Annotated in this window: 16 protein-coding genes; 4 read left to right on the top strand and 12 right to left on the bottom strand. The window is 68.5% G+C overall.

The features are described from left to right. Positions 1-68: 68 nt before the first annotated feature. Together mraZ and DDQ50_RS13445 are read right to left on the bottom strand one after the other, a co-directional pair. Entirely contained in the window at positions 69-500 is a 432-nt protein-coding gene (mraZ, locus tag DDQ50_RS13440; protein WP_240614428.1) for a division/cell wall cluster transcriptional repressor MraZ, read from the bottom strand. A 254-nt stretch (positions 501-754) separates the two neighbouring features. After that, positions 755-1,126: a DUF3040 domain-containing protein gene (locus tag DDQ50_RS13445; RefSeq protein WP_116757456.1), complete on the bottom strand. Its 372-nt coding sequence runs from the start codon at positions 1,124-1,126 to the stop codon at positions 755-757. Positions 1,127-1,264: 138 nt separating this feature from the next. Here DDQ50_RS13445 and DDQ50_RS13450 point away from each other — a divergent pair, with 138 nt between their 5' ends. Further along, positions 1,265-2,377: a polyprenyl synthetase family protein gene (locus DDQ50_RS13450; RefSeq protein ID WP_116757200.1), complete on the top strand. Its 1,113-nt coding sequence runs from the start codon at positions 1,265-1,267 to the stop codon at positions 2,375-2,377. A 13-nt stretch (positions 2,378-2,390) separates the two neighbouring features. Here DDQ50_RS13450 and DDQ50_RS13455 read toward each other — a convergent pair whose 3' ends face one another. Next, the gene (locus DDQ50_RS13455; RefSeq protein WP_116757201.1) at positions 2,391-2,729 is read right to left on the bottom strand and encodes an Rv2175c family DNA-binding protein; all 339 of its coding nucleotides are present in this window, start codon (positions 2,727-2,729) and stop codon (positions 2,391-2,393) included. Positions 2,730-2,970: 241 nt separating this feature from the next. On the opposite strand from DDQ50_RS13455, the gene DDQ50_RS13460 reads away from it, so the two are divergent. Both DDQ50_RS13460 and pknB read left to right on the top strand, forming a co-directional pair. Further along, entirely contained in the window at positions 2,971-4,140 is a 1,170-nt protein-coding gene (locus tag DDQ50_RS13460) for a lytic transglycosylase (protein ID WP_116757202.1), read from the top strand. Between the two features lie 105 nt (positions 4,141-4,245). Continuing rightward, complete coding sequence (gene pknB / locus DDQ50_RS13465; protein ID WP_116757203.1) at positions 4,246-6,210, top strand: Stk1 family PASTA domain-containing Ser/Thr kinase; 1,965 nt, start codon at positions 4,246-4,248, stop codon at positions 6,208-6,210. Between the two features lie 45 nt (positions 6,211-6,255). Here the strand turns inward: pknB and DDQ50_RS17320 are convergent, their stop codons facing one another. The 5 genes from DDQ50_RS17320 to DDQ50_RS13485 all read right to left on the bottom strand — a co-directional run bounded on the left by DDQ50_RS17320 (position 6,256) and on the right by DDQ50_RS13485 (position 10,617). Further along, positions 6,256-6,744, bottom strand: a complete 489-nt coding sequence (locus tag DDQ50_RS17320) for an endonuclease domain-containing protein (RefSeq protein ID WP_165829820.1) — start codon at positions 6,742-6,744, stop codon at positions 6,256-6,258. Between the two features lie 272 nt (positions 6,745-7,016). After that, positions 7,017-7,190 (bottom strand): hypothetical protein, encoded by a 174-nt coding sequence (locus tag DDQ50_RS17325; RefSeq protein ID WP_165829821.1) that lies wholly within the window; start codon positions 7,188-7,190, stop codon positions 7,017-7,019. Positions 7,191-7,407: 217 nt separating this feature from the next. Continuing rightward, positions 7,408-8,775, bottom strand: coding sequence for a class II 3-deoxy-7-phosphoheptulonate synthase (locus DDQ50_RS13475; RefSeq protein ID WP_116757205.1), 1,368 nt, complete (start codon positions 8,773-8,775; stop codon positions 7,408-7,410). Between the two features lie 107 nt (positions 8,776-8,882). After that, positions 8,883-9,578 (bottom strand): lysophospholipid acyltransferase family protein, encoded by a 696-nt coding sequence (locus tag DDQ50_RS13480; RefSeq protein WP_116757206.1) that lies wholly within the window; start codon positions 9,576-9,578, stop codon positions 8,883-8,885. A gap of 34 nt (positions 9,579-9,612) precedes the next feature. Continuing rightward, complete coding sequence (locus tag DDQ50_RS13485) at positions 9,613-10,617, bottom strand: ROK family glucokinase (RefSeq protein ID WP_116757207.1); 1,005 nt, start codon at positions 10,615-10,617, stop codon at positions 9,613-9,615. A gap of 78 nt (positions 10,618-10,695) precedes the next feature. Here DDQ50_RS13485 and DDQ50_RS13490 point away from each other — a divergent pair, with 78 nt between their 5' ends. After that, entirely contained in the window at positions 10,696-12,525 is a 1,830-nt protein-coding gene (locus DDQ50_RS13490; protein WP_116757208.1) for an AMP-dependent synthetase/ligase, read from the top strand. A 111-nt stretch (positions 12,526-12,636) separates the two neighbouring features. On the opposite strand, the gene DDQ50_RS13495 is transcribed toward DDQ50_RS13490, so the two are convergent. From DDQ50_RS13495 to DDQ50_RS13510, 4 genes are all read right to left on the bottom strand, one after another. Further along, positions 12,637-13,158 carry a hypothetical protein gene (locus DDQ50_RS13495; protein WP_133245975.1) on the bottom strand — a complete coding sequence of 174 codons (522 nt, stop codon included), beginning with the start codon at positions 13,156-13,158 and terminating at the stop codon, positions 12,637-12,639. A gap of 333 nt (positions 13,159-13,491) precedes the next feature. After that, entirely contained in the window at positions 13,492-13,983 is a 492-nt protein-coding gene (gene def / locus DDQ50_RS13500; RefSeq protein ID WP_116757210.1) for a peptide deformylase, read from the bottom strand. Then, positions 13,976-15,547: a MinD/ParA family ATP-binding protein gene (locus DDQ50_RS13505; protein ID WP_240614392.1), complete on the bottom strand. Its 1,572-nt coding sequence runs from the start codon at positions 15,545-15,547 to the stop codon at positions 13,976-13,978. The genes def and DDQ50_RS13505 overlap by 8 nt, the downstream gene beginning before the upstream one ends. A 98-nt stretch (positions 15,548-15,645) precedes the next feature. Further along, positions 15,646-19,044, bottom strand: coding sequence for a pyruvate carboxylase (locus tag DDQ50_RS13510; protein ID WP_116757211.1), 3,399 nt, complete (start codon positions 19,042-19,044; stop codon positions 15,646-15,648). Between the last annotated feature and the right edge of the window lie 58 nt (positions 19,045-19,102).

Here is a 19,102-nt window from a genome sequence, read left to right on the forward strand (position 1 = left end):
CCGTGTCGCGACCTGCCTCCGGGGAAGTGGAGTCAGGGCGGCGAACGGCTGGGAGTCGCACGTCAGGATCAGAAGAGGTCCGGGATCACCTCCCCGGCCGCTGTCGCGAAATCGTCCTCGGTGGAGGACACGTAGTCGTTCCACGCCTCCGCGTCCCAGATCTCGGCGTGGTTTCCCGCTCCGATGACGACGAGTTCGCGTTCGAGACCCGCGTAGCCGCGCAGGGCGGCGGGAACGGTCACCCGGCGCTGGCGGTCAGGGGTCTCGGCATGGGCGGCCGAGAGCAGCAGGCGCATGAAGTCCCGCGTCTGCTTGTTGTTTCCGGTCGCGCTCGCCCGCATGCGCTGGTGGACCGCGTCGAACTCGGCGGCGCTGTACACGTACAAGCAGCGGTCCTGCCCACGGGTGAGGACGATGCCGTGCTCGAAGTCCTCGGCGAACTTGGCCGGCAGGATCAGCCGGCCCTTCTCGTCGAGCTTGGGCGTGTAGGTGCCGAGCAAGGTGGCCACGGGCGGCACCCCTTCCCTCGGTCGCCTTGGAAACTAGCTCCACTTTACTCCACTACGCACCACCGAACAACGAGCGACGAGCGAATAGGGACCGTGTCGTGACCGTGCGACTCCCCCGGATCGCCGGGATTCCGGGCGCGAAGGCGAAGTGGTGGGCAGTGGAGGGGAACTCCGCCGGGAGAGCGGCGCAGGGCGCACGAAAAAGGGGCCGGCCCGAAGGCCGACCCCTTTGCGAAGACGCGTTTCTAGCTGTTGCCGCCCTGGCGGCGCTCCCAGCGGTCGTTCATGCGGTCCATGAAGCCCGACTTGGCGGGACGCTTGCCCGAGGGGCGGGAAGTGGAGCGTCCGGCGGGCCGACGCGGCGACCCCAGAGCGACGAGCGCTCCGGCGAACATGACCACAAAGCCGAGGACGCCGATGAGGGGCTGTCGGAAGACGACTCCCAGGACGAGGACCGCGACACCTGCGAGGCCGATGAGCACACCCGACACGAGCCAGGTGTAACTGCGACGACCCTGCTGAACCCGGGCGACGGACGCCACGAACTCGGCGTCGTTCTGGTAGAGACTGCGCTCCATCTCGTCGAGCAGGCGCTGTTCTTGCTCAGAGAGCGGCATGTCCATACTCCTTCCCGCTTGCTATGCGGTTCAACAGGCACCGCACGGCGGGTCCCGTTTCCGGGAATGCTGAGGGCCTGATTCCGGCCCGGTATCGAGCCACAGTGTAGTCGCCTCGAACCTGGCTAGGCTAGCGCTGTGGTCCAGGGTTCGAGACTTGTCGATCTGGTGCAATCGAAGCTCGATCTGTTGATCGACGACCGCACCGCAATTCTGACCTCGCTCGCCCCGGAGGTCGGCCCGTTGGGCGTCTTTTCAAAGGGCTTTCTCAGTGGCGGCAAGAGGTTCAGAGCACTGTTCTGCTTCTGGGGCTGGCAGGCCGTGCACATCCCCGATTTCGGCGCCACCGACGAGGAGACGCGGGAGACGCTCGACACGGTCGTGACCGCCGCGAGCGCGCTCGAGCTGTTCCATGCGGCCGCCCTCGTCCACGACGACATCATCGACCGTTCGGACACCCGCAGGGGGCGCCCGTCCGCCCATCGGGAGTTCGAGCGGGTCCACGACGAGAGCGGCTACATCGGCAACGCCGCGAGCTTCGGCGAAGGGGCGGCGATCCTGCTCGGCGACCTCCTCCTGACCTGGAGCGACGACCTGATGAACGACGGCCTCAGGCGTGTGCCCGACCGCTCGAACGCCTCGGCCGCTCGCCGGGAGTACGAGACCATGCGGCTCGAGGTCACGGCGGGCCAGTACCTCGACCTGGTCGAGGAACGCGCCTGGGCGACCGTCAGCGACTCGGAGGCGCTCGAACGGGCGGAGCGCGTCGTGCTCTACAAGTCGGCCAAGTACTCGGTCGAGGCCCCTCTCGTGATCGGAGCGGCGATGGCCGGCGCCGATGAGGCGCAGGTGACCGCGCTGCGCGACTTCGGCATCCCGCTCGGCACGGCGTTCCAGCTGCGCGACGACCTGCTCGGCGTCTTCGGCGACCCGGCCGTCACCGGCAAGCCGAGCGGTGACGACCTCCGGGAGGGCAAGCGCACCGTGCTCGTGCTGCTCGCCCGGGCGAACGTGACCCCGGCCGCCCGCACGCTCATGGACGATCTGCTCGGGGATCCCGATCTCAGCGGCGACCAGGTCGAACTGCTGCAGTCCACCATCCGTCAGTCCGGAGCCGTCGAACGCGTCGAGCGGATGATCGACGACAACGTGCGCCTCGCCCGCGCGGCCCTCGAGTCGGCTCCACTGGCCCCCGCCGCCGTCGCGGAGCTGTCACGGCTCATCGCCACGGTGACGGAGCGGAGCGCCTAGCCCCGACCGGGGTTCAGGCCAGGGCCTGGGCGACGCGCCTCACCTCGGCTTTGCGGCCGGCCCGCAGCGCGTCGATCGGGCTCGCGTCGAGACTCTCCTCGGGAGAGAGCAGCCAGTCCACCGCCTCGTCGTCCGAGAAGCCGTTGTCGGCGAGAAGGATGATCGTGCCGCGCAGATCGCCGAGCGGACCGTCGGCGTCGACGAAGTCGACCGGTACGCGGAGTGCACCGTCGACGCGGAGGGCGATCAGATGACGCTCTTCGATCATTCGTCGGACTTTGCCGACAGGGAGCCCGAATCGCTCGGCGAGTTCGGGAAGGGACAGCCATTCACGGGCACTGGATGCGCTCACCGCTCAAGGATGCCAGGTCGCGGCCCGACGCGCATCGGAGGCCGTCTCCCACCCATCACCAATGTTACGTTTGTGTTAACTCAAATCACATCAGCCACGTTGATTGACTCGTTAACTGTTGTGTGACAGCGTGAGGAACGTTCCGGGGGACGGGACGCCGCTCGATGTCTTCTCGAGCGGTCCAGGGCGTGGAGAACCACGCAGCACCTGTCCGAACAGATCCGGACGCAACAGGGGAATCATGAGCTCGACCGACCGAATCACCGACGCCGCAGTCACCCGACGGGGCCGCCACGCGGCCGGCCGGGAACGCGGCGCGTTCGCTCGCAGTCTGTTCGGTGCGGTTCCGGTCGTCCTCGTCGGATCGCTCGCCCTCAGCCTGGGCGTGGCCCCCTCCGAGGGTTCCGGCCGTCGGGCGGAGCGCGACCGGCAGACGCCGTCGCCCGACTCCGGCAACGGCGAGACCGGCACCCTCGACTTCGCCGCGGCGGACGGCGACGCCTCCCCCGCCGAAGTCGCCGTCGGTGCGGACCTCGGCGCGACCGCGCCCGCCCAGACCATGGCCCCGTTCGAGTACGCCGTCATGGAAGGCGACACGATCAGCGAGATCGCCGGCCGCTACGGCCTCTCGACCGCGTCCGTGCTGGCGCTCAACGGCCTCAGCTGGAAGTCGCTCATCTTCCCCGGCCAGATCCTCAGCCTCAACGCCTCGGCCTCTCCCGCGCTCCCGGTCGATGCACCCCTGACGCGCTACACGATCGCCGAAGGCGACACCATCAGCGGCATCGCCGCCTCGAACTCGCTCGACACGGAATCGGTCCTGTCGGCCAACGGTCTGGGTCGCGACAGCATCATCTTCCCCGGGCAGACGATCGTCCTGCCGCAGGTGCGCGGCTCCGCCAGTGCCCTCGATGCGACCCCCGTCGCCTCCGTGACGCCGATCGCGAGCACGCCCGTCGCCGAGACCGGCCCGGTCGCTCCGGTGACGCCGCTCGGCTCGAGCATCGGACTCACCGAGGAGATGCTCTCCAACGCGCGCAGCATCGTCGCGATCGGCCGCGAGCTCGGAGTCGGCGACCGCGGCATCGTCGTCGCACTCGCGGCCGCGATGCAGGAGTCGACACTGCGCAACCTCGACTGGGGCCACCTCGACTCTCTCGGGCTGTTCCAGCAGCGCCCGAGCACCGGGTGGGGAACGCGCGAGCAGATCCTCGACACCGACTACTCCATCCGCACCTTCTTCACGGGCATCCACACCGAGGACGTCACCGTCCGCGGACTGCTCGACATCGACGGGTGGGAGGACATGTCCGTCACCCAGGCCGCCCAGGCCGTCCAGATCTCCGCGTACCCTGACGCCTATGCGAAGTGGGAGTCCGACGCCTGGTCCTGGCTCGCCGTCATCGGCTGATCCGATGGGTGCTCTTGCCGTGAAAGCCCCCCGCGGGGGAGCAATTCTTCGGCGCGCCGCACCCCCCTCCCCCTGCCCGACACCCACCCTTCGTAAACTCGACAGGTGAACACGAGCCAGACCGACCCGATGGTCGGTCACCTTCTCGACGGGCGCTATCAGGTGCGCGCCCGCATCGCCAGAGGGGGCATGGCCACCGTTTATCTCGCCACCGACCTGCGCCTCGAACGCCGTGTCGCGATCAAGGTGATGCACGGCCATCTGGCCGATGACGCCGCCTTCCGCGACCGCTTCATCCAGGAGGCGAGGTCGGCAGCACGCCTCGCGCATCCCAATGTGGTGAACGTGTTCGACCAGGGGCAGGACTCCGACATGGCCTATCTGGTCATGGAGTACCTGCAGGGCATCACCCTGCGCGACCTGCTCAAGGAGTACGGCAAGCTCACCCCCGAGCAGACCATGGACATCATGGAGGCCGTGCTCGCGGGCCTCGCCGCCGCGCACAAGGCCGGCATCGTGCACCGCGACCTCAAGCCCGAGAACGTGCTCCTGGCCGATGACGGCCGCATCAAGATCAGCGACTTCGGCCTCGCCCGCGCGGCGACGGCGAACACGGCGACCGGGCAGGCGCTGCTCGGCACGATCGCCTACCTCTCCCCCGAGCTCGTGACCCGCGGCATCGCCGACACCCGCAGCGACATCTACGCGGTCGGAATCATGATGTACGAGATGCTCGTCGGCGAGCAGCCCTACAAGGGCGACCAGCCCGTGCAGATCGCCTATCAGCACGCGAACGAGCGGGTGCCGAGTCCGAGCGCGAAGAACCCGTCCGTCCCCGCCGCGCTGGACGAGCTCGTGCTGTGGGCGACCGCACGTGACCCCGAGCAGCGTCCCCGCGACGCCAGGACGCTCCTCGACCAGCTCTTCGACACGCAGAACCTCATCCGCGAGGGCGCCGGCACGACACCTGCGCCGACGCAGCGCACCATGGTGATGCCGAGCGCTGCGGCGCCCGGTGGCACGAGCGCCGTCACCTTCGACTCGGGTGAGACCCAGGTCCTCGCCCGCGCGCGCCGGACCGGCCCTGTCGTCCTCGAGAACGCGGCCAAACTCGCCGGAGAGACGAAGGGTCGGAGCCGACGCGGGTTCTGGCTGTTCGGTCTCGTCATCCTGCTCGCCGCCCTCGCCGGCGGCACGGGCTGGTACTTCGGAGCAGGGCCGGGAGCGTCGACGACGATCCCGACCGGCATCACCGGGCTGACCCCCGAGGCGGCGACGGCGCTGCTCGTCGACCAGGGTTTCGTCGTCTCCGACGAACCCACCCGGGTCTTCGACTGGCAGGTCGCGAAGGATCTGGTCTCGACGACCGACCCGGAGCCCGGTGCGGCAGCGGCCAAGGGCAGCACCATCACGCTCGTGGTCTCGGACGGCCCGGAATCCCTTCCCGTCCCGGCGGTCTCGGGGCAGGCGGAGGGCGACGCCCGGACAGCGTTGACCGATGCGCGCTTCGTCGTCGCCGACGACAGCGTCAAGGAGTTCAACGGCGACGTACCCGCCGGATCCGTGATCCGCGTGCAGGGTGCGGACGGGGCGGTGCTCGGAGACGGTGCGACCTACCCTGACCACGGCACGGTCACACTCGTCGTCTCGGTCGGCGGAGTCCCCGATGTCTACAACCTCTCCTACGACGACGCAGCGAGTCTGCTGACGGGGTCCGGTCTGCAGATCGCCCGTGTCGGCGACGAGTTCGACAACTCGGGGGCGGTGCCCGCGGGCAATGTGATGTCGGTGACCTATCCGACGAACGACGACGGATCGGCTCGCACGATCGTCCCCAACGACACCATCGGCGTCGTGGTGTCGAAGGGCATCGAGCAGGTCACGGTCCCCAACGTCGTCGGCCTCACGTGGGATGTCGCGCGCGGACAGCTGGAGGCGGCGGGCGTGATCCCCTCATACAGCTCACTCGCCGACAGTTCGCCGTCCTCGTATCTGGTCTCCGGCGTCAGCCCCGGCGCAGGAGCGGTCGTCAACCGCGGCTCGACGGTCACGGTCACCTTCACCCTCTGAGCCCCCTCCACCCCGGGTTGCACCGATCAGGACCGGTTTCACCGATCAGGAGAAATCGCGGTTTCGTCCTGATCCGTGCAGAAATCCTCCTGATCCGTGCAGATCTCCTGATCCGTGCAGCGCGGCGAGGATGGCCGGGACGACGAGCGAGTCCCACGACTGCATCACCTGGGCGTAGGTGAACCTCAGCACCCGATAGCCGCGAGCAGCGAAGAGCGCGTCGCGATCCCGATCCCGAACGAACTGCTCGGCCGTCGCGTGCTGCGTTCCATCGCATTCGATGACCAGCCTGTCTCCGATGACGATGTCGGCCCGGTACTTGCCGATGGGGAGCTGGATCACCGGTTCGAGGCCCATGCGCTGCAGTCGGAGACGAACGATGCTCTCGAGCGGGCTCTCGGCGCCCCGCACACTCAACCCCGCGATGTCTCCTGAGGCGCCGGCGCAGAACCGAACGAGCATCCGGTAGAACGCGTCGTCGAGGTGCCCCTCCGACCCGGGCGTCTTCATCCGGGCCGCGTCGATGGCGGCCACCGACCACTCCTCACCAACGCACAAGACCATCTGCTGGAGGGCATCGACGAGCCCGACCCGAAAGCGCTGATGGCCGACACGCCTGTCCCTCCAGTGCAGGTGGACGCCGGGTTCGGCCCCCGCCGGAACATGCCTGCTCGCGTTAGTGCTGGACCGGAGGCGTGAGCTGTTCGGCTCGAGAGCGACATGCAGGCCTGCCTGCTGAGGGACGGGCAGCCCGTAGGACTCGGCGGCGGAGCAGCACCCCAGCATCCCGCCTACTCGCACTGCCCTTATCGCAGGACCGGGAAGCGAAGGATCCACGTACAGCCGATACGTGGACGGATGAGCTCGCCGCTGTGCAGCATGGCGGCGATCTGGTGCCGAGTGAACCCGACGACCAGCAGGTCTTGGATGTGGGCGACGCCGTTGAGCATGCTCATTCGGCGGGCGATGGGGGTTGTCATGCCCGGAAGGCTGGCATCGGCCCATCCGGCGTCATGTCCTCACATCGAGGTCGGTGGATGGATCTCGAAGTTTCCTGCCTGTGGCGGGGATGCGCCGGTGAGGAGATCTGCACCGATCAGGACTGTTTCTGCACGGATCAGGACCGAAATGTCTTTCGGTCCTGATCCGTGCGACGAGGCCTGATCCGTGCAGACGGGGCGGATGCGAAGCCCCGGGTCAGGCGCTCAGTTCCTCGGCGACCAGGAAGGCCAGTTCGAGCGACTGCATGTGATTGAGGCGGGGGTCGCAGAGCGACTCGTAGCGGGTCGCGAGGGTGGCCTCGTCGATGTGCTCGGAGCCGCCCAGGCACTCGGTCACGTCGTCGCCGGTCAGCTCCACGTGGATGCCTCCCGGGTGGGTCCCCGCGGCACGGTGCGACTCGAAGAACCCCTTGACCTCGTCGACGATGTCGTCGAAGCGCCGGGTCTTGTAACCGGTCGGAGTCGTCACGCCGTTGCCGTGCATGGGATCGGTGACCCAGAGCGGTGTCGCGTCGAGCGTCTTGATGTGCTCGAGCAGCGGGGGCAGCGCATCGCGGATCTTGCCGGCGCCCATGCGGGTGATGAAGGTCAGACGACCCGGCTCGCGATCGGGATCGAGCTTGTCGATCAGCCGTTCCATGTCATCGGTCGTCGTGGAGGGACCGAGCTTCACCCCGATGGGGTTGCGGATCCGGGAGAAGTAATCGACGTGCGCGCCGTCGAGATCGCGGGTGCGCTCGCCGATCCAGAGGAAGTGCGCCGAGGTCGCGACAGGGGTGCCGTTGCGCGAATCGATGCGGGTCAGGGGACGCTCGTAGTCCATCAGCAGGCCCTCGTGGCCGGTGTAGAACTCGACGCGCTTCAGCTCGTCGAAGTCGGCGCCGGCGGCCTCCATGAAGCGGATGGCGCGGTCGATCTCCTTCGCGAGGCCCTCGTACATGGCGTTCGCGGGGTTGCGGGCGAAGCCCTGGTTCCAGCTGTGCACCTCTTTGAGGCTCGCGAAACCGCCCTGGGTGAACGCGCGGACCAGGTTCAGTGTCGACGCGGCCGTGTGGTACCCCTGCACGAGGCGTGCGGGATCCGGGGTGCGGCTCTCGGCGGTGAAGTCGTATCCGTTCACCACGTCTCCGCGGTAGGCGGGCAGAGTCACGTCACCGCGGGTCTCGGTGTCACTCGAGCGCGGCTTGGCGAACTGCCCGGCCATGCGACCCATCTTCACGACCGGCATGGATGCGCCGTAGGTGAGCACGACGGCCATCTGCAGAAGGGTCTTCACGCGGGCGCGGATCTGATCGGCGGTGGCGCCGGCGAACGTCTCGGCGCAGTCGCCGCCCTGGAGGAGGAAGGCCTCGCCCCGGGCCGCCTTGGCGAGCCGGTCGCGCAGCTGATCGACCTCGCCTGCGAAGACGAGCGGAGGAAGTTTCGCCAGCTCGTTCGAGGCGGCAGCCACGGCCGCGGTGTCGGTCCAGGTCGGCTGCTGCTTGATGTCGAGGGTCCGCCAATAGTCGAGGCCGGCCAGAACGTCAGGACTGGCGGACACGACGGTCTCGGTGGGGTCGACCACGAGCGGGACTTCCTTGCTGTTGGTGTGCGGCGGTACAGGTTGGTTGCGGCGGCCCGTTCGGACCCGGTCGCGGTGACCGGATCGTGCGGGCCTGGATGATGCGGGCCTCAGCGTGCCGCAGGTACGCGGGCGCTCTTAACCGAAGACGCATACGCGTCGACGTATTCCTGCCCACTCAACCGGGCGAGCTCGTACATGATCTCGTCGGTGATGGAGCGGAGGATGAAGCGGTCGCCCTCAAGACCCGCAAAACGTGAGAAATCTAGCGGTTCGCCGATCACGATGCCAACCCGGCGCACCTTCGGGATCTTCGATCCGACGGGCATCGCCTTCTCCGTGTCGACCATCGCGACCGGGATGACGGGCACATGCCCCTCCACGATCATGCGTGCGATGCCGGTGCGGCCGCGGTACAGACGGCCGTCGTGGCTGCGCGTGCCCTCGGGGTAGATGCCGAGCAGTTCGCCTCGTCGCAGCACGGCGAGACCGCTGTTGAGAGCCGCCTCCGACGCCTTGCCGCCCGACCGGTCGATCGGCAGCTGGCCGGTCGAGAGCATGAAGGCGCGGGTCGCCCAGCCTTTGATGCCCTTGCCGGTGAAGTACTCGGCTTTGGCGAGGAACGAGATGCGCCGATCGAGCTCGGCGGGGAGGATCACCGAGTCGATGAAGGAGAGGTGGTTGCTCGCGAGGATCGCGGCGCCCTTCTTCGGCACGTTCTCACGACCGGTCACCCACGGGCGGAAGGTGCGTCGCAGGAACGGGCCGATCACGATCGACTTCAGAACCCAGTAGTAAAAACGCACGCGTGTTCCCGCCTCCTTCGGCCAGGCCCTCAGCCTAGGCGGTCGCCGGATCGCCGGCGGAGCCGTGCGCGGAGAACGCGTTCGGGTCGCCCGGTGTCGGGAAGTGGTGTCGGGCCAGGTCGGCAGCGCCGACGACGCCCGCGTCGTTGACGAGCTCTGCGATCCGGAACTCGGGTTCGGGGTGGTAGCCGCGGGCCGGGAGCGCCTCGAGGAACGAGGCGCGGATCGGTCCGAGGAGCGACTCGCCTGCCTGCGCGACACCGCCGCCGATGACGAACATCTGCGGATCCAGGACGGCCGCGAGGCTCGCGCACGCCTCGCCGAGGTGGCGGCCGAGACGTCGCAGCGCGACGAGCGCACCCGGATCGTCCTGCGAGATGAGGTCGGCGACGTCGTGGCCCGACAGGATGCCGCCGCTCCGTGTGCGGGCCTCGGCGAGCGCGAGGCCCACTCCCCCGGCATCGGCGACCTCGCCCGCCATGCGGAGGAGGGCGCGGCCCGATCCGTACTGCTCGATGCATCCGCGCGCACCGCATCCGCACGGCAGCCCGCCGGGCACCACGCGCAGGTGGCCGAGCTCGGCCGCTGCGCCGAAGCCGCCGCGGAAGAGGGTGTCGTCGTGCACGATGGCGCCGCCGACGCCCGTGCCGATGGTCAGCATCACCATGTCGCTCACGAGACGCGCGGCGCCGAAGCGGAACTCGGCCCACCCTGCGGCGTTGGCGTCGTTCTCGATGACGATCGGGAGGGCGAGGCGGGCCTCGAGCTTCTCCCGGATCGGCTCGTGCCGCCACGGGAGGTTGGGCGTGTAGTACACGGTCGACTGGGCGGCGTCGATGAATCCGGGGATCGCGACGCCGACAGCGGCGATCGGGCCGTCACCCGCGAGATCCTGGACCATCTGGACGATGGTCGTCTCGAGGAGCTCCGTGTCGCCGACGGGTGTTGCGACCCTGCGCTCGTCGACGATCGTCCCGAGCTCGTCGACGACGGCCCCCGCGATCTTGGTTCCGCCCACATCAATGCCGATTGCATGCACCCGAAGAGCCTAGCCCCGCGTTCACAGGGGTCGAACAGCTAGAATGCTCTGACATCGTCCGGTATCGAAGGAGCTGCCGTGAAGCAGATCGACGCACCCGTAATCGTCCCGGCAACGCCTGACGCCAACGCGACAGACCTCTTGCTCGAGAGGGTCGCCGCAACCCCCGATGCACCGCTGTTCGCTCTTCAGCGCGGTGATCAATGGGTCGATGTCTCGGCCCGGGAGTTCCTCGACCAGGTCAGAGCCCTCGCCAAGGGATTCATCGCCGCGGGCATCGAGCCCGGCGACAAGATCGGGCTGATGGCCCGCACCCGCTACGAGTGGACTCTCATCGACTTCGCCGCCTGGTTCGCCGGCGCGGTGCTCGTGCCCATCTACGAGACGTCGTCGCCGTCGCAGGTCCACTGGAACCTCAATGACTCGGGTGCCATCGCCGTCATCCTCGAAGGCCCCGACCACTTCGCCCGTTTCGACGAGGTCCACCCCGATCTGCCCGACGTGCGCAACGTGTGGCAGATCGACCGCGGGGATCTCGACAAGATCGCGGCGTCGGGCGGCGAGGTCAGTGACGAGCTCCTCGAGCAGCGTCGCACGATCGCCGGCGAATCCGATCTGGCCACGATCATCTACACGTCCGGCACGACGGGCAAGCCGAAGGGCTGCGTGCTCACCCACGAGAACTTCGTCGAGCTGTGCCGCAACACGCAGAAGGCGATCCCCGAGGTCATCCGCCCCGGATCGTCGACCCTTCTCTTCATCCCGATCGCCCACATCTTCGCGCGCTTCATCGCGGTGCTCAGCGTGTACGGCGGGGTCCGCGTCGGCCACCAGCCCGACACGAGCCTGCTCCTGCCCTCGCTGGGCAGCTTCAAGCCGACGTTCCTGCTCGCCGTCCCCCGCGTGTTCGAGAAGGTCTACAACTCGTCCGAGCAGAAGGCGGCGGCGGGCGGGCGCGGCAAGATCTTCGCCCGCGCGGTCGACGCGGCGATCGCGCACTCGAAGGCGCTCGACGCCGGCAGGGTTCCGCTGGGTCTGAAGCTGCAGTTCGCCGTGTTCGACAAGCTCGTGTACAGCAAGCTGCGCGCTGCCCTGGGTGGACGCGTCACCTACGCGGTGTCGGGTTCGGCGCCGCTCGGCGAGCGTCTCGGTCACTTCTATCGCAGCCTGGGCGTCGTTATCCTCGAAGGCTACGGCCTGACCGAGACGACCGCGCCGATGACGGTGAACCGTCCGTCGAAGTACAAGATCGGCACCGTCGGCCCCGCGCTGCCCGGTGTCTCCATCCGCATCGCCGACGACGGGGAGATCGAGACCAAGGGCATCAACCTGTTCCGCGAGTACTGGAAGAACCCCGAGGCGACCGCCGACGCGTTCGACGGCGACTGGTTCAAGACCGGTGACATCGGCGAGTTCGACACCGACGGATACCTCCGCATCACGGGACGCAAGAAGGAGCTCATCGTGACGGCCGGCGGCAAGAACGTATCGCCGGCCGCCCTCGAGGATCCGATGCGCGCCAACCCGATCGTCGGGCAGGTCGTGGTCGTCGGCGACCAGAAGCCGTTCATCTCGGCGCTCGTCACGCTCGACACCGAGATGCTGCCGACCTGGCTCAAGAACAACGGGCACGACGCGACGCTGACGCTCGAGCAGGCCGTCACCCACCCGGCTGTCATCGCCGAGGTTCAGCGAGCGGTCGACTTGGCGAACACTCGGGTCTCGCGGGCGGAGTCGATCCGCAAGTTCGAGATCATCCCGGTCGAGTTCACCGAGGCGAGCGGGCACCTGACCCCGAAGCTCAGCATCAAGCGCAACGTCATCCTCAAGGACTTCGCGGACGTCATCGAGGGCATGTACGCCCCCGGGTCCTCCCCCGAAACCCGAGGGGTGACCCTCGTCCACTGAGGGGCCCACCTCCGCCTGATCTGGGAGTACCCGACGCGCCCCCACCGGACGCATCGCCCACGCTTGCGCGATGGGCCCCGGCGGGTACGCACGCCGGAACGTGGGCGGTGGTCAGCGAAGTAAGACGAGGAACATCCGATCGATCTCTTCCGGATTCAGCAGAAGAGTGATCGCGTCGGCTTTGCCCACGGACCCCGGGAAGTTATAGCGCGCGAACTTCCCTGTGGGGTCGTAGGAAGATTTGGGGACCTCGATCGAAGATCGCTCGATGACCTCGGCGAGGTGACGCGCGAGATCTTCGTCGATCGTTTGGCCCCGCGCGCTTCGCAACGAGAAAACCGCTCTCAGTCGCGGAGAACCGAAACGCAAGAGCATTCCGTTCGTGCGGTTACTCCGAGCCGGTAGGTATTCGACCTTCGCCCAGTCCAGTTCGCTCATCGGTACGACCCGACGGCCGGTTCGGAACTCCGAGGTATCGAAGTTCGCCCATGGCTGCGGCACCAGCCATTTCAGGATCACGGTCGCCAGCGCGGCGAGGACTACCACGACGAGCGGAACAGCGATCAATCCTGACGGGAACCCGCTTGCCCGGGCGACCGCCGACCCCAACTGGAAGATGACGTAGGGAAGCATGAGCACGCCGACCCCCGAATAAGCCAGCCACCCCGTGAACCACCGATACCGGCCGAGGCGAACCCAGCCGTGCGGGAACTCGTCGGCTGCGACGCCGGGAGTGCTGGTCGGGTCCTCGGCCTCCATGGCCCGACACTCTCGAAGTCACCTGTGAGCTGGCTTCACGTGGTGAGTACGCATGTTCCAGGCTGATGCGCACGCCGCAACGTACGTCTGGGGCCGGATTCTCCGGGCGTGGGCTGGGCGGGCCGCCCCCTGCGCGCACGTTGCGGCGTGCGGGGCCGGCCGCAACGTGCGCGTTCGCCCGGAACGCCCTACCGAGGTCGGCCTGGGTCAGAACCAGGTCGAGGTGCGGATCTGCTTCATGGCCGCCCGGCGGCTGTCCTTGTCGAGGCGGTCCAGATAGAGCTTGCCGTCGAGGTGGTCGACCTCGTGCTGCAGCGCCTGGGCCATCAGCCCGGACCCCTCGATCTCGACCTCGTTGCCGTCGAGGTCGATGCCGCGCGCCCGCGCATGCGGGTACCGCAGAACCGGGTACCAGAGATCGGGAACCGACAGGCAGCCCTCGTCGACCAGTTCGGGCTCTCCGGTCAGCTCGACGATCTCGGGATTGATCAGGTAGCCGATCACCCCGTCGACGTTGTAGCTGAACGCGCGCAGATTCACACCGATCTGCGACGCCGCGACACCGGCCCGGCCCGGCAGTGCCACCGAGTCGACGAGATCCTGCACGACCGACCGAACACGATCGTCGATCTCGACCACGGGATCCGACACCGTCTTCAGCACCGGATCACCGAAGATCCGGATCGGCCGCTCAGGCACCTCGGCGCGTGGGCAGCCCGTCAACGACGAGTGCTGCGAGCTGACGTGCGGCGTCCTTGGTGCCCGGCTTGAGGTCCTTGTACGAGACGACGGAGCCCGCGGCGAGGATCGGGTCGTACGGGATGCGGACGATGGCGCGGACACGCGACTTGAAGTGCGCCTCGATCTCGTCCAGCTTGACGAGATTGGTGCCCTGAGTCGCGGTGTTGAGAGCCACGATCGCATTGCGCACGAGATCACCGTACCCGTTCGCCTCGAGCCAGGTCAGCGTCTCGGACGCGAGACGCGCCTCGTCGACACTGCCGCCGGACACGATGACGACCGAATCGGCGCGCTGCAGGGTCGCCCGCATCACCGAGTGGACGATGCCCGTGCCGCAGTCGGTGAGCATGATCGAGTAGAAGCGGGCGGCCAGATCGGCGACCACGTTGTAGTCGTTCTCGTCGAACGCCTCGCTGAGCAGCGGGTCGGTGTCGGAGGCGAGGATGTCGAGGCGGGTCTCATCGCGCGAGACGAGCGAGCTGAAGTCGGTGAACCCGTTGACGCTCGCGGCGCGGTGGACCACGTCGCGGACGGTCGCGCGGGTCTGCTTGTTCACGCGCTCGGACAGCGTGCCGCGGTCGGGGTTCGCGTCGACCGCGATGATGCGGTCCTCGCGCGTCGTGGCCAGCGCCATTCCCATCAGGGCCGTGATCGTCGTCTTGCCGACGCCTCCCTTGCGTGTGAGCACCGGCACGAAACGCGTGCCGCCCTCGAACGCCTTCTGGATGCGCGTGTCGAGCTCCTTGCGCGCACGCTCGGCCGGCGAGTCGCCGAGGTTGACGCCGCCGAAGGTGACGCCGTAGACGAACTTGTTCCAGCCGCCCGTGGGCCGGGGCCGGGTCTTCTTGCTCTGGTCGATGAGGCGGTCGGCCGTCAGCATCGCCGACGACTCGGGGCCCTCGTCGTGCGCGCCGCGCATGCGGTCGCGACGGGAGACGCTCGTGCCCCCGGCAGGCGTCAGCGGTTCGACCCGCGACGCGTCGCCGGACTGCGGGACGCGCGGCATCTCGCCGGTGTTCCACAGGCTGTCGCTTCGGCGGGTCGTCTCGGCGGGGGTGCTGCGCGGGATCTCTCCCGTGGCGAGACGCGAGAGCTCGCTCGGCGACCAGCGCGGGTAGTCGTTCGTGGTGCCGGGGACGTGACCGCCGAGGATCGCGTCGTAGGCGCTGCCCGTACGGGTGCGCGGAAGCTCGCTGCGCGTCGGCGTGGTCGGCGCCGGGGTGCTCTCGCCGGAGGTCTCGCCGAGGCGGATCTCACCGGTCAACGTGCTGGGCAGCAACGACGGCGGCACGGCCACGTCGTCGATGCGGACAGCGGCCTCGTCCTCGGGGATCTCGTTCTGGATCGGGGGCAGGTCGATGTTGATGGTCAGACTCTCGGGCAGACCGGTCGCGAGCCGCTCACCGGGCTCGTCGAGGAGTTCCGCGTTGAAACGGTGCTCGAGGGACTCGTTCAGATCGACGAACGTCTTGTCAGTGTCGAGCACCCGGCTTGTCTCGTCGGGAGTTTTGCGCTTGCTCATGAGCACAGCCTTTCGCCACCTGTCGCCCGAAGACCGGGAGACTCCGTTCAACATTAGGAGCGGTGCGCCTCGAATCCGGGGAGGCGCACCGCGCCGTGTCAGGCGATCTCGACGAGAAGATCTCCGGCTTCGACCTGCTGGGTGGTTCCGATGGCTGCGCGCTTGACCGTGCCCGCGACGGGCGACGTGATCGCCGCCTCCATCTTCATCGCCTCGATGGTGGCGACGGTCTGACCGGCTGCGACCGCCTCCCCCGCGGCGACCTTGAGAGTCACCACTCCGGAGAACGGCGCGGGGATCTGGCCGGGTTGCGAGCTGTCGGCCTTCTCCGCTGCCTTGATGTCGACGTCGATCGCGTTGTCGCGGATCGCGACAGGACGCAGCTGACCGTTGAGCGTCGTCATGACGCTGCGCATGCCGCGCTCGTCGGGCTCGCTGATCGCCTCGATGCCGACGAACAGCTGAACGCCCCGAGCGATCTTGACCGTGTGCTCGATGCCCGGCTGAAGGCCGTAGAGGTAGTCGGCCGTGTCGACGACGGACAGGTCGCCGTACTGCTCGCGGACCTGTTCGTAGATCTTGGTCGGGCCGGGGAACAGCAGCCTGTTGAGCGCCGCGCGCCGGGTGGCGCTGTCGGCATCGAGTGCCTTCGTGTCGGCCTCGGAGAGGTCCTCGACGGAGATGTCGACCGTGCGGCCCGCCAGAACCTTGGTGCGGAACGGCTCGGGCCAGCCGCCCGGCAGGTCGCCGAGCTCGCCGGCCATGAAGCCGATGACCGACTCGGGGATGTCGAACGCGGCGGGGTTGCGCTCGAACTCGGCGGGGTCGGCCCCGACTGCGGCGAGCTGGAGGGCGAGATCGCCGACCACCTTCGACGAGGGGGTGACCTTCGGGATGCGTCCGAGGATACGGTTCGCGGCGGCGTACAGGTCCTCGATGAGCTCGAATCGGTCGGCCAGGCCCAGCGCGATCGCCTGCTGGCGCAGGTTGGAGAGCTGACCGCCCGGGATCTCGTGCTTGTAGACGCGTCCGGTGGGCCCCGGCAGACCCGACTCGAAGGGCCGGTACCGGGCGCGGACGGCCTCCCAGTAGGGCTCGAAGTCGGAGACGGCCTGCAGCGAGAGTCCGGTGTCGCGATCCGTGTGGGCGAGGGCCGCGACGAGGGCGGACGCCGATACCTGACTGGTCGTGCCCGCCATCGCGGCGCTGGCGACGTCCACCGCGTCGACGCCGGCCGCGCTCGCGGCGAGGATGGTGGCGAGCTGGCCGCCCGCCGTGTCGTGCGTGTGGAGGTGCACGGGCAGGTCGAACCGTTCGCGGAGCGCCGTGACGAGCTTGGCCGCGGCGAACGGGCGCAGCAGACCTGCCATGTCCTTGATGGCGAGGACGTGCGCTCCCGCGTCGACGATGCGTTCGGCGAGACCGAGGTAGTAGTCGAGCGTGTAGAGGTCCTCGGCGGGGTCGAGCAGGTCGGCTGTGTAGCAGAGGGCGACTTCGGCGACCGCGGTGCCGGTGGCGCGCACCGAGTCGATCGCGGGGCGCATCTGCTCGACGTCGTTGAGCGCGTCGAAGATCCGGAAGATGTCGACCCCCGTGTCGGCCGCCTCGCGGACGAAGGCGTCGGTCACCTTCGTCGGGTACGGGGTGTAGCCGACCGTGTTGCGGCCGCGCAGGAGCATCTGCAGAGCGATGTTGGGAACGGCCTCGCGGAGAGCGGCGAGACGGTCCCACGGGTCCTCGCCGAGGAAGCGGAGCGCGACGTCGTAGGTCGCGCCGCCCCACGCCTCGATGGAGAGCAGCTCGGGCATGAGTCGCGCTTCGTACGGGGCGACGGCCACGAGGTCGCGCGTGCGCACCCGAGTCGCGAGCAGCGACTGGTGAGCGTCGCGGAACGTGGTGTCGGTGACCGCGAGTCGGGTCTGCGCGCGCAGATCGGCGGCGAAGCCCTCCGGCCCGAGCTCGAGCAGTCGCTGACGCGAACCGGCCGGAGCCGGCACGGACAGGTCGGCGGCGGGAAGCTTGGCGACGGGGTCGGGTCCCGGAGGACGTTCCCCGTTCGGCTGGTTGACCGTCACATCGGCCAGCCAGGTGAGGATCTTGGTGCCGCGGTCCTTAGACCGCTGCGTGTGCACGAGCTGCGGGCGCTCTTCGATGAACTGCGTGCTCAGATCGCCGGCGATGAACTCGGGGTCCTCGAGCACGGCCTGCAGGAACGGGATGTTGGTCGTCACGCCCCGGATGCGGAACTCGGCCAGGGCACGCCGCGCACGGGCGACCGCCGCCGGGAAGTCGCGCGCACGGCAGGTGAGCTTGGCGAGCATCGAGTCGAAGTGCGGGCTGATCTGCGCGCCCTGCGCCACGGTGCCGCCGTCGAGGCGGACGCCCGCGCCGCCCGGGGAGCGGTAGGTGGTGATCTTGCCGGTGTCGGGACGGAACCCCTGCGACGGGTCCTCGGTGGTGATGCGGCACTGGAGCGCGGCGCCGTGGAGGCGGATCCGGTCCTGGGTGAGGCCGAGCTGTTCGAGGGTCTCGCCCGCGGCGATGCGCATCTGCGACTGGACGAGGTCGACGTCGGTGACCTCCTCGGTCACGGTGTGCTCGACCTGGATGCGCGGGTTCATCTCGATGAAGACGTGCTGTCCCGCCCGCTCCCCCGCCGTGTCGACGAGGAACTCGACCGTTCCCGCGTTGACGTATCCCACGGACTTCGCGAACGCGATGGCGTCGCGATGCAGGGCCTCGCGGAGCTCGTCGCTGATGTTCGGGGCCGGAGCGATCTCGACGACCTTCTGGTGACGGCGCTGGACCGAGCAGTCCCGCTCGAACAGGTGAACAGTGCCGCCTGCGGCGTCGGCGAGGATCTGGACCTCGATGTGACGGGGGCGCACGACGGCCTGCTCGAGGAACATCGTCGGGTCGCCGAATGCACTGTCGGCCTCGCGCATCGCGGCCTCGAGCGCGCTCTTCAGGTCGCCGGCGGCGTCGACCCGGCGCATGCCGCGTCCACCGCCACCGGCGACGGCCTTCGCGAAGATCGGGAAGCCGACCTCTTCGGCGGCGGCGAGCAGCTCGTCGATGTCCTTGCTCGGCTTCGACGACTTTAGCACGGGTACGCCGGCGGCGATCGCCTGCTCCTTGGCGGTGACCTTGTTGCCGGCCGCGCGGAGCACGGAGGCGGGAGGTCCGATGAAGGTGATGCCCGCAGCCGCAGCGGCCTCGGCCAGCTCGGGGTTCTCGCTGAGGAAGCCGTACCCGGGGTAGATGGCGTCGGCGCCCGACTCCTTCGCGACCCGCACGATCTCGGCGACGTCGAGATAGGCGCGGACCGGATGACCGATCTCGCCGATCTGGTAGGCCTCGTCGGCCTTCAGCCGATGCATCGAGTTCCGGTCCTCGAACGGGAAGACGGCGACCGTCTTCGCACCCAGTTCGTAGGCGGCTCGGAACGCACGGATCGCGATCTCCCCGCGGTTGGCCACAAGGATCTTCTTGAACAACGGCACCCTTTCGCCAGGCGAACGCTTCATGAGGAGCGCACGCGCCGCGCTCGTGTCA

It is taken from the genome of Amnibacterium flavum (assembly GCF_003097495.1).
Taxonomy (GTDB): Bacteria; Actinomycetota; Actinomycetes; order Actinomycetales; family Microbacteriaceae; genus Naasia; species Naasia flava.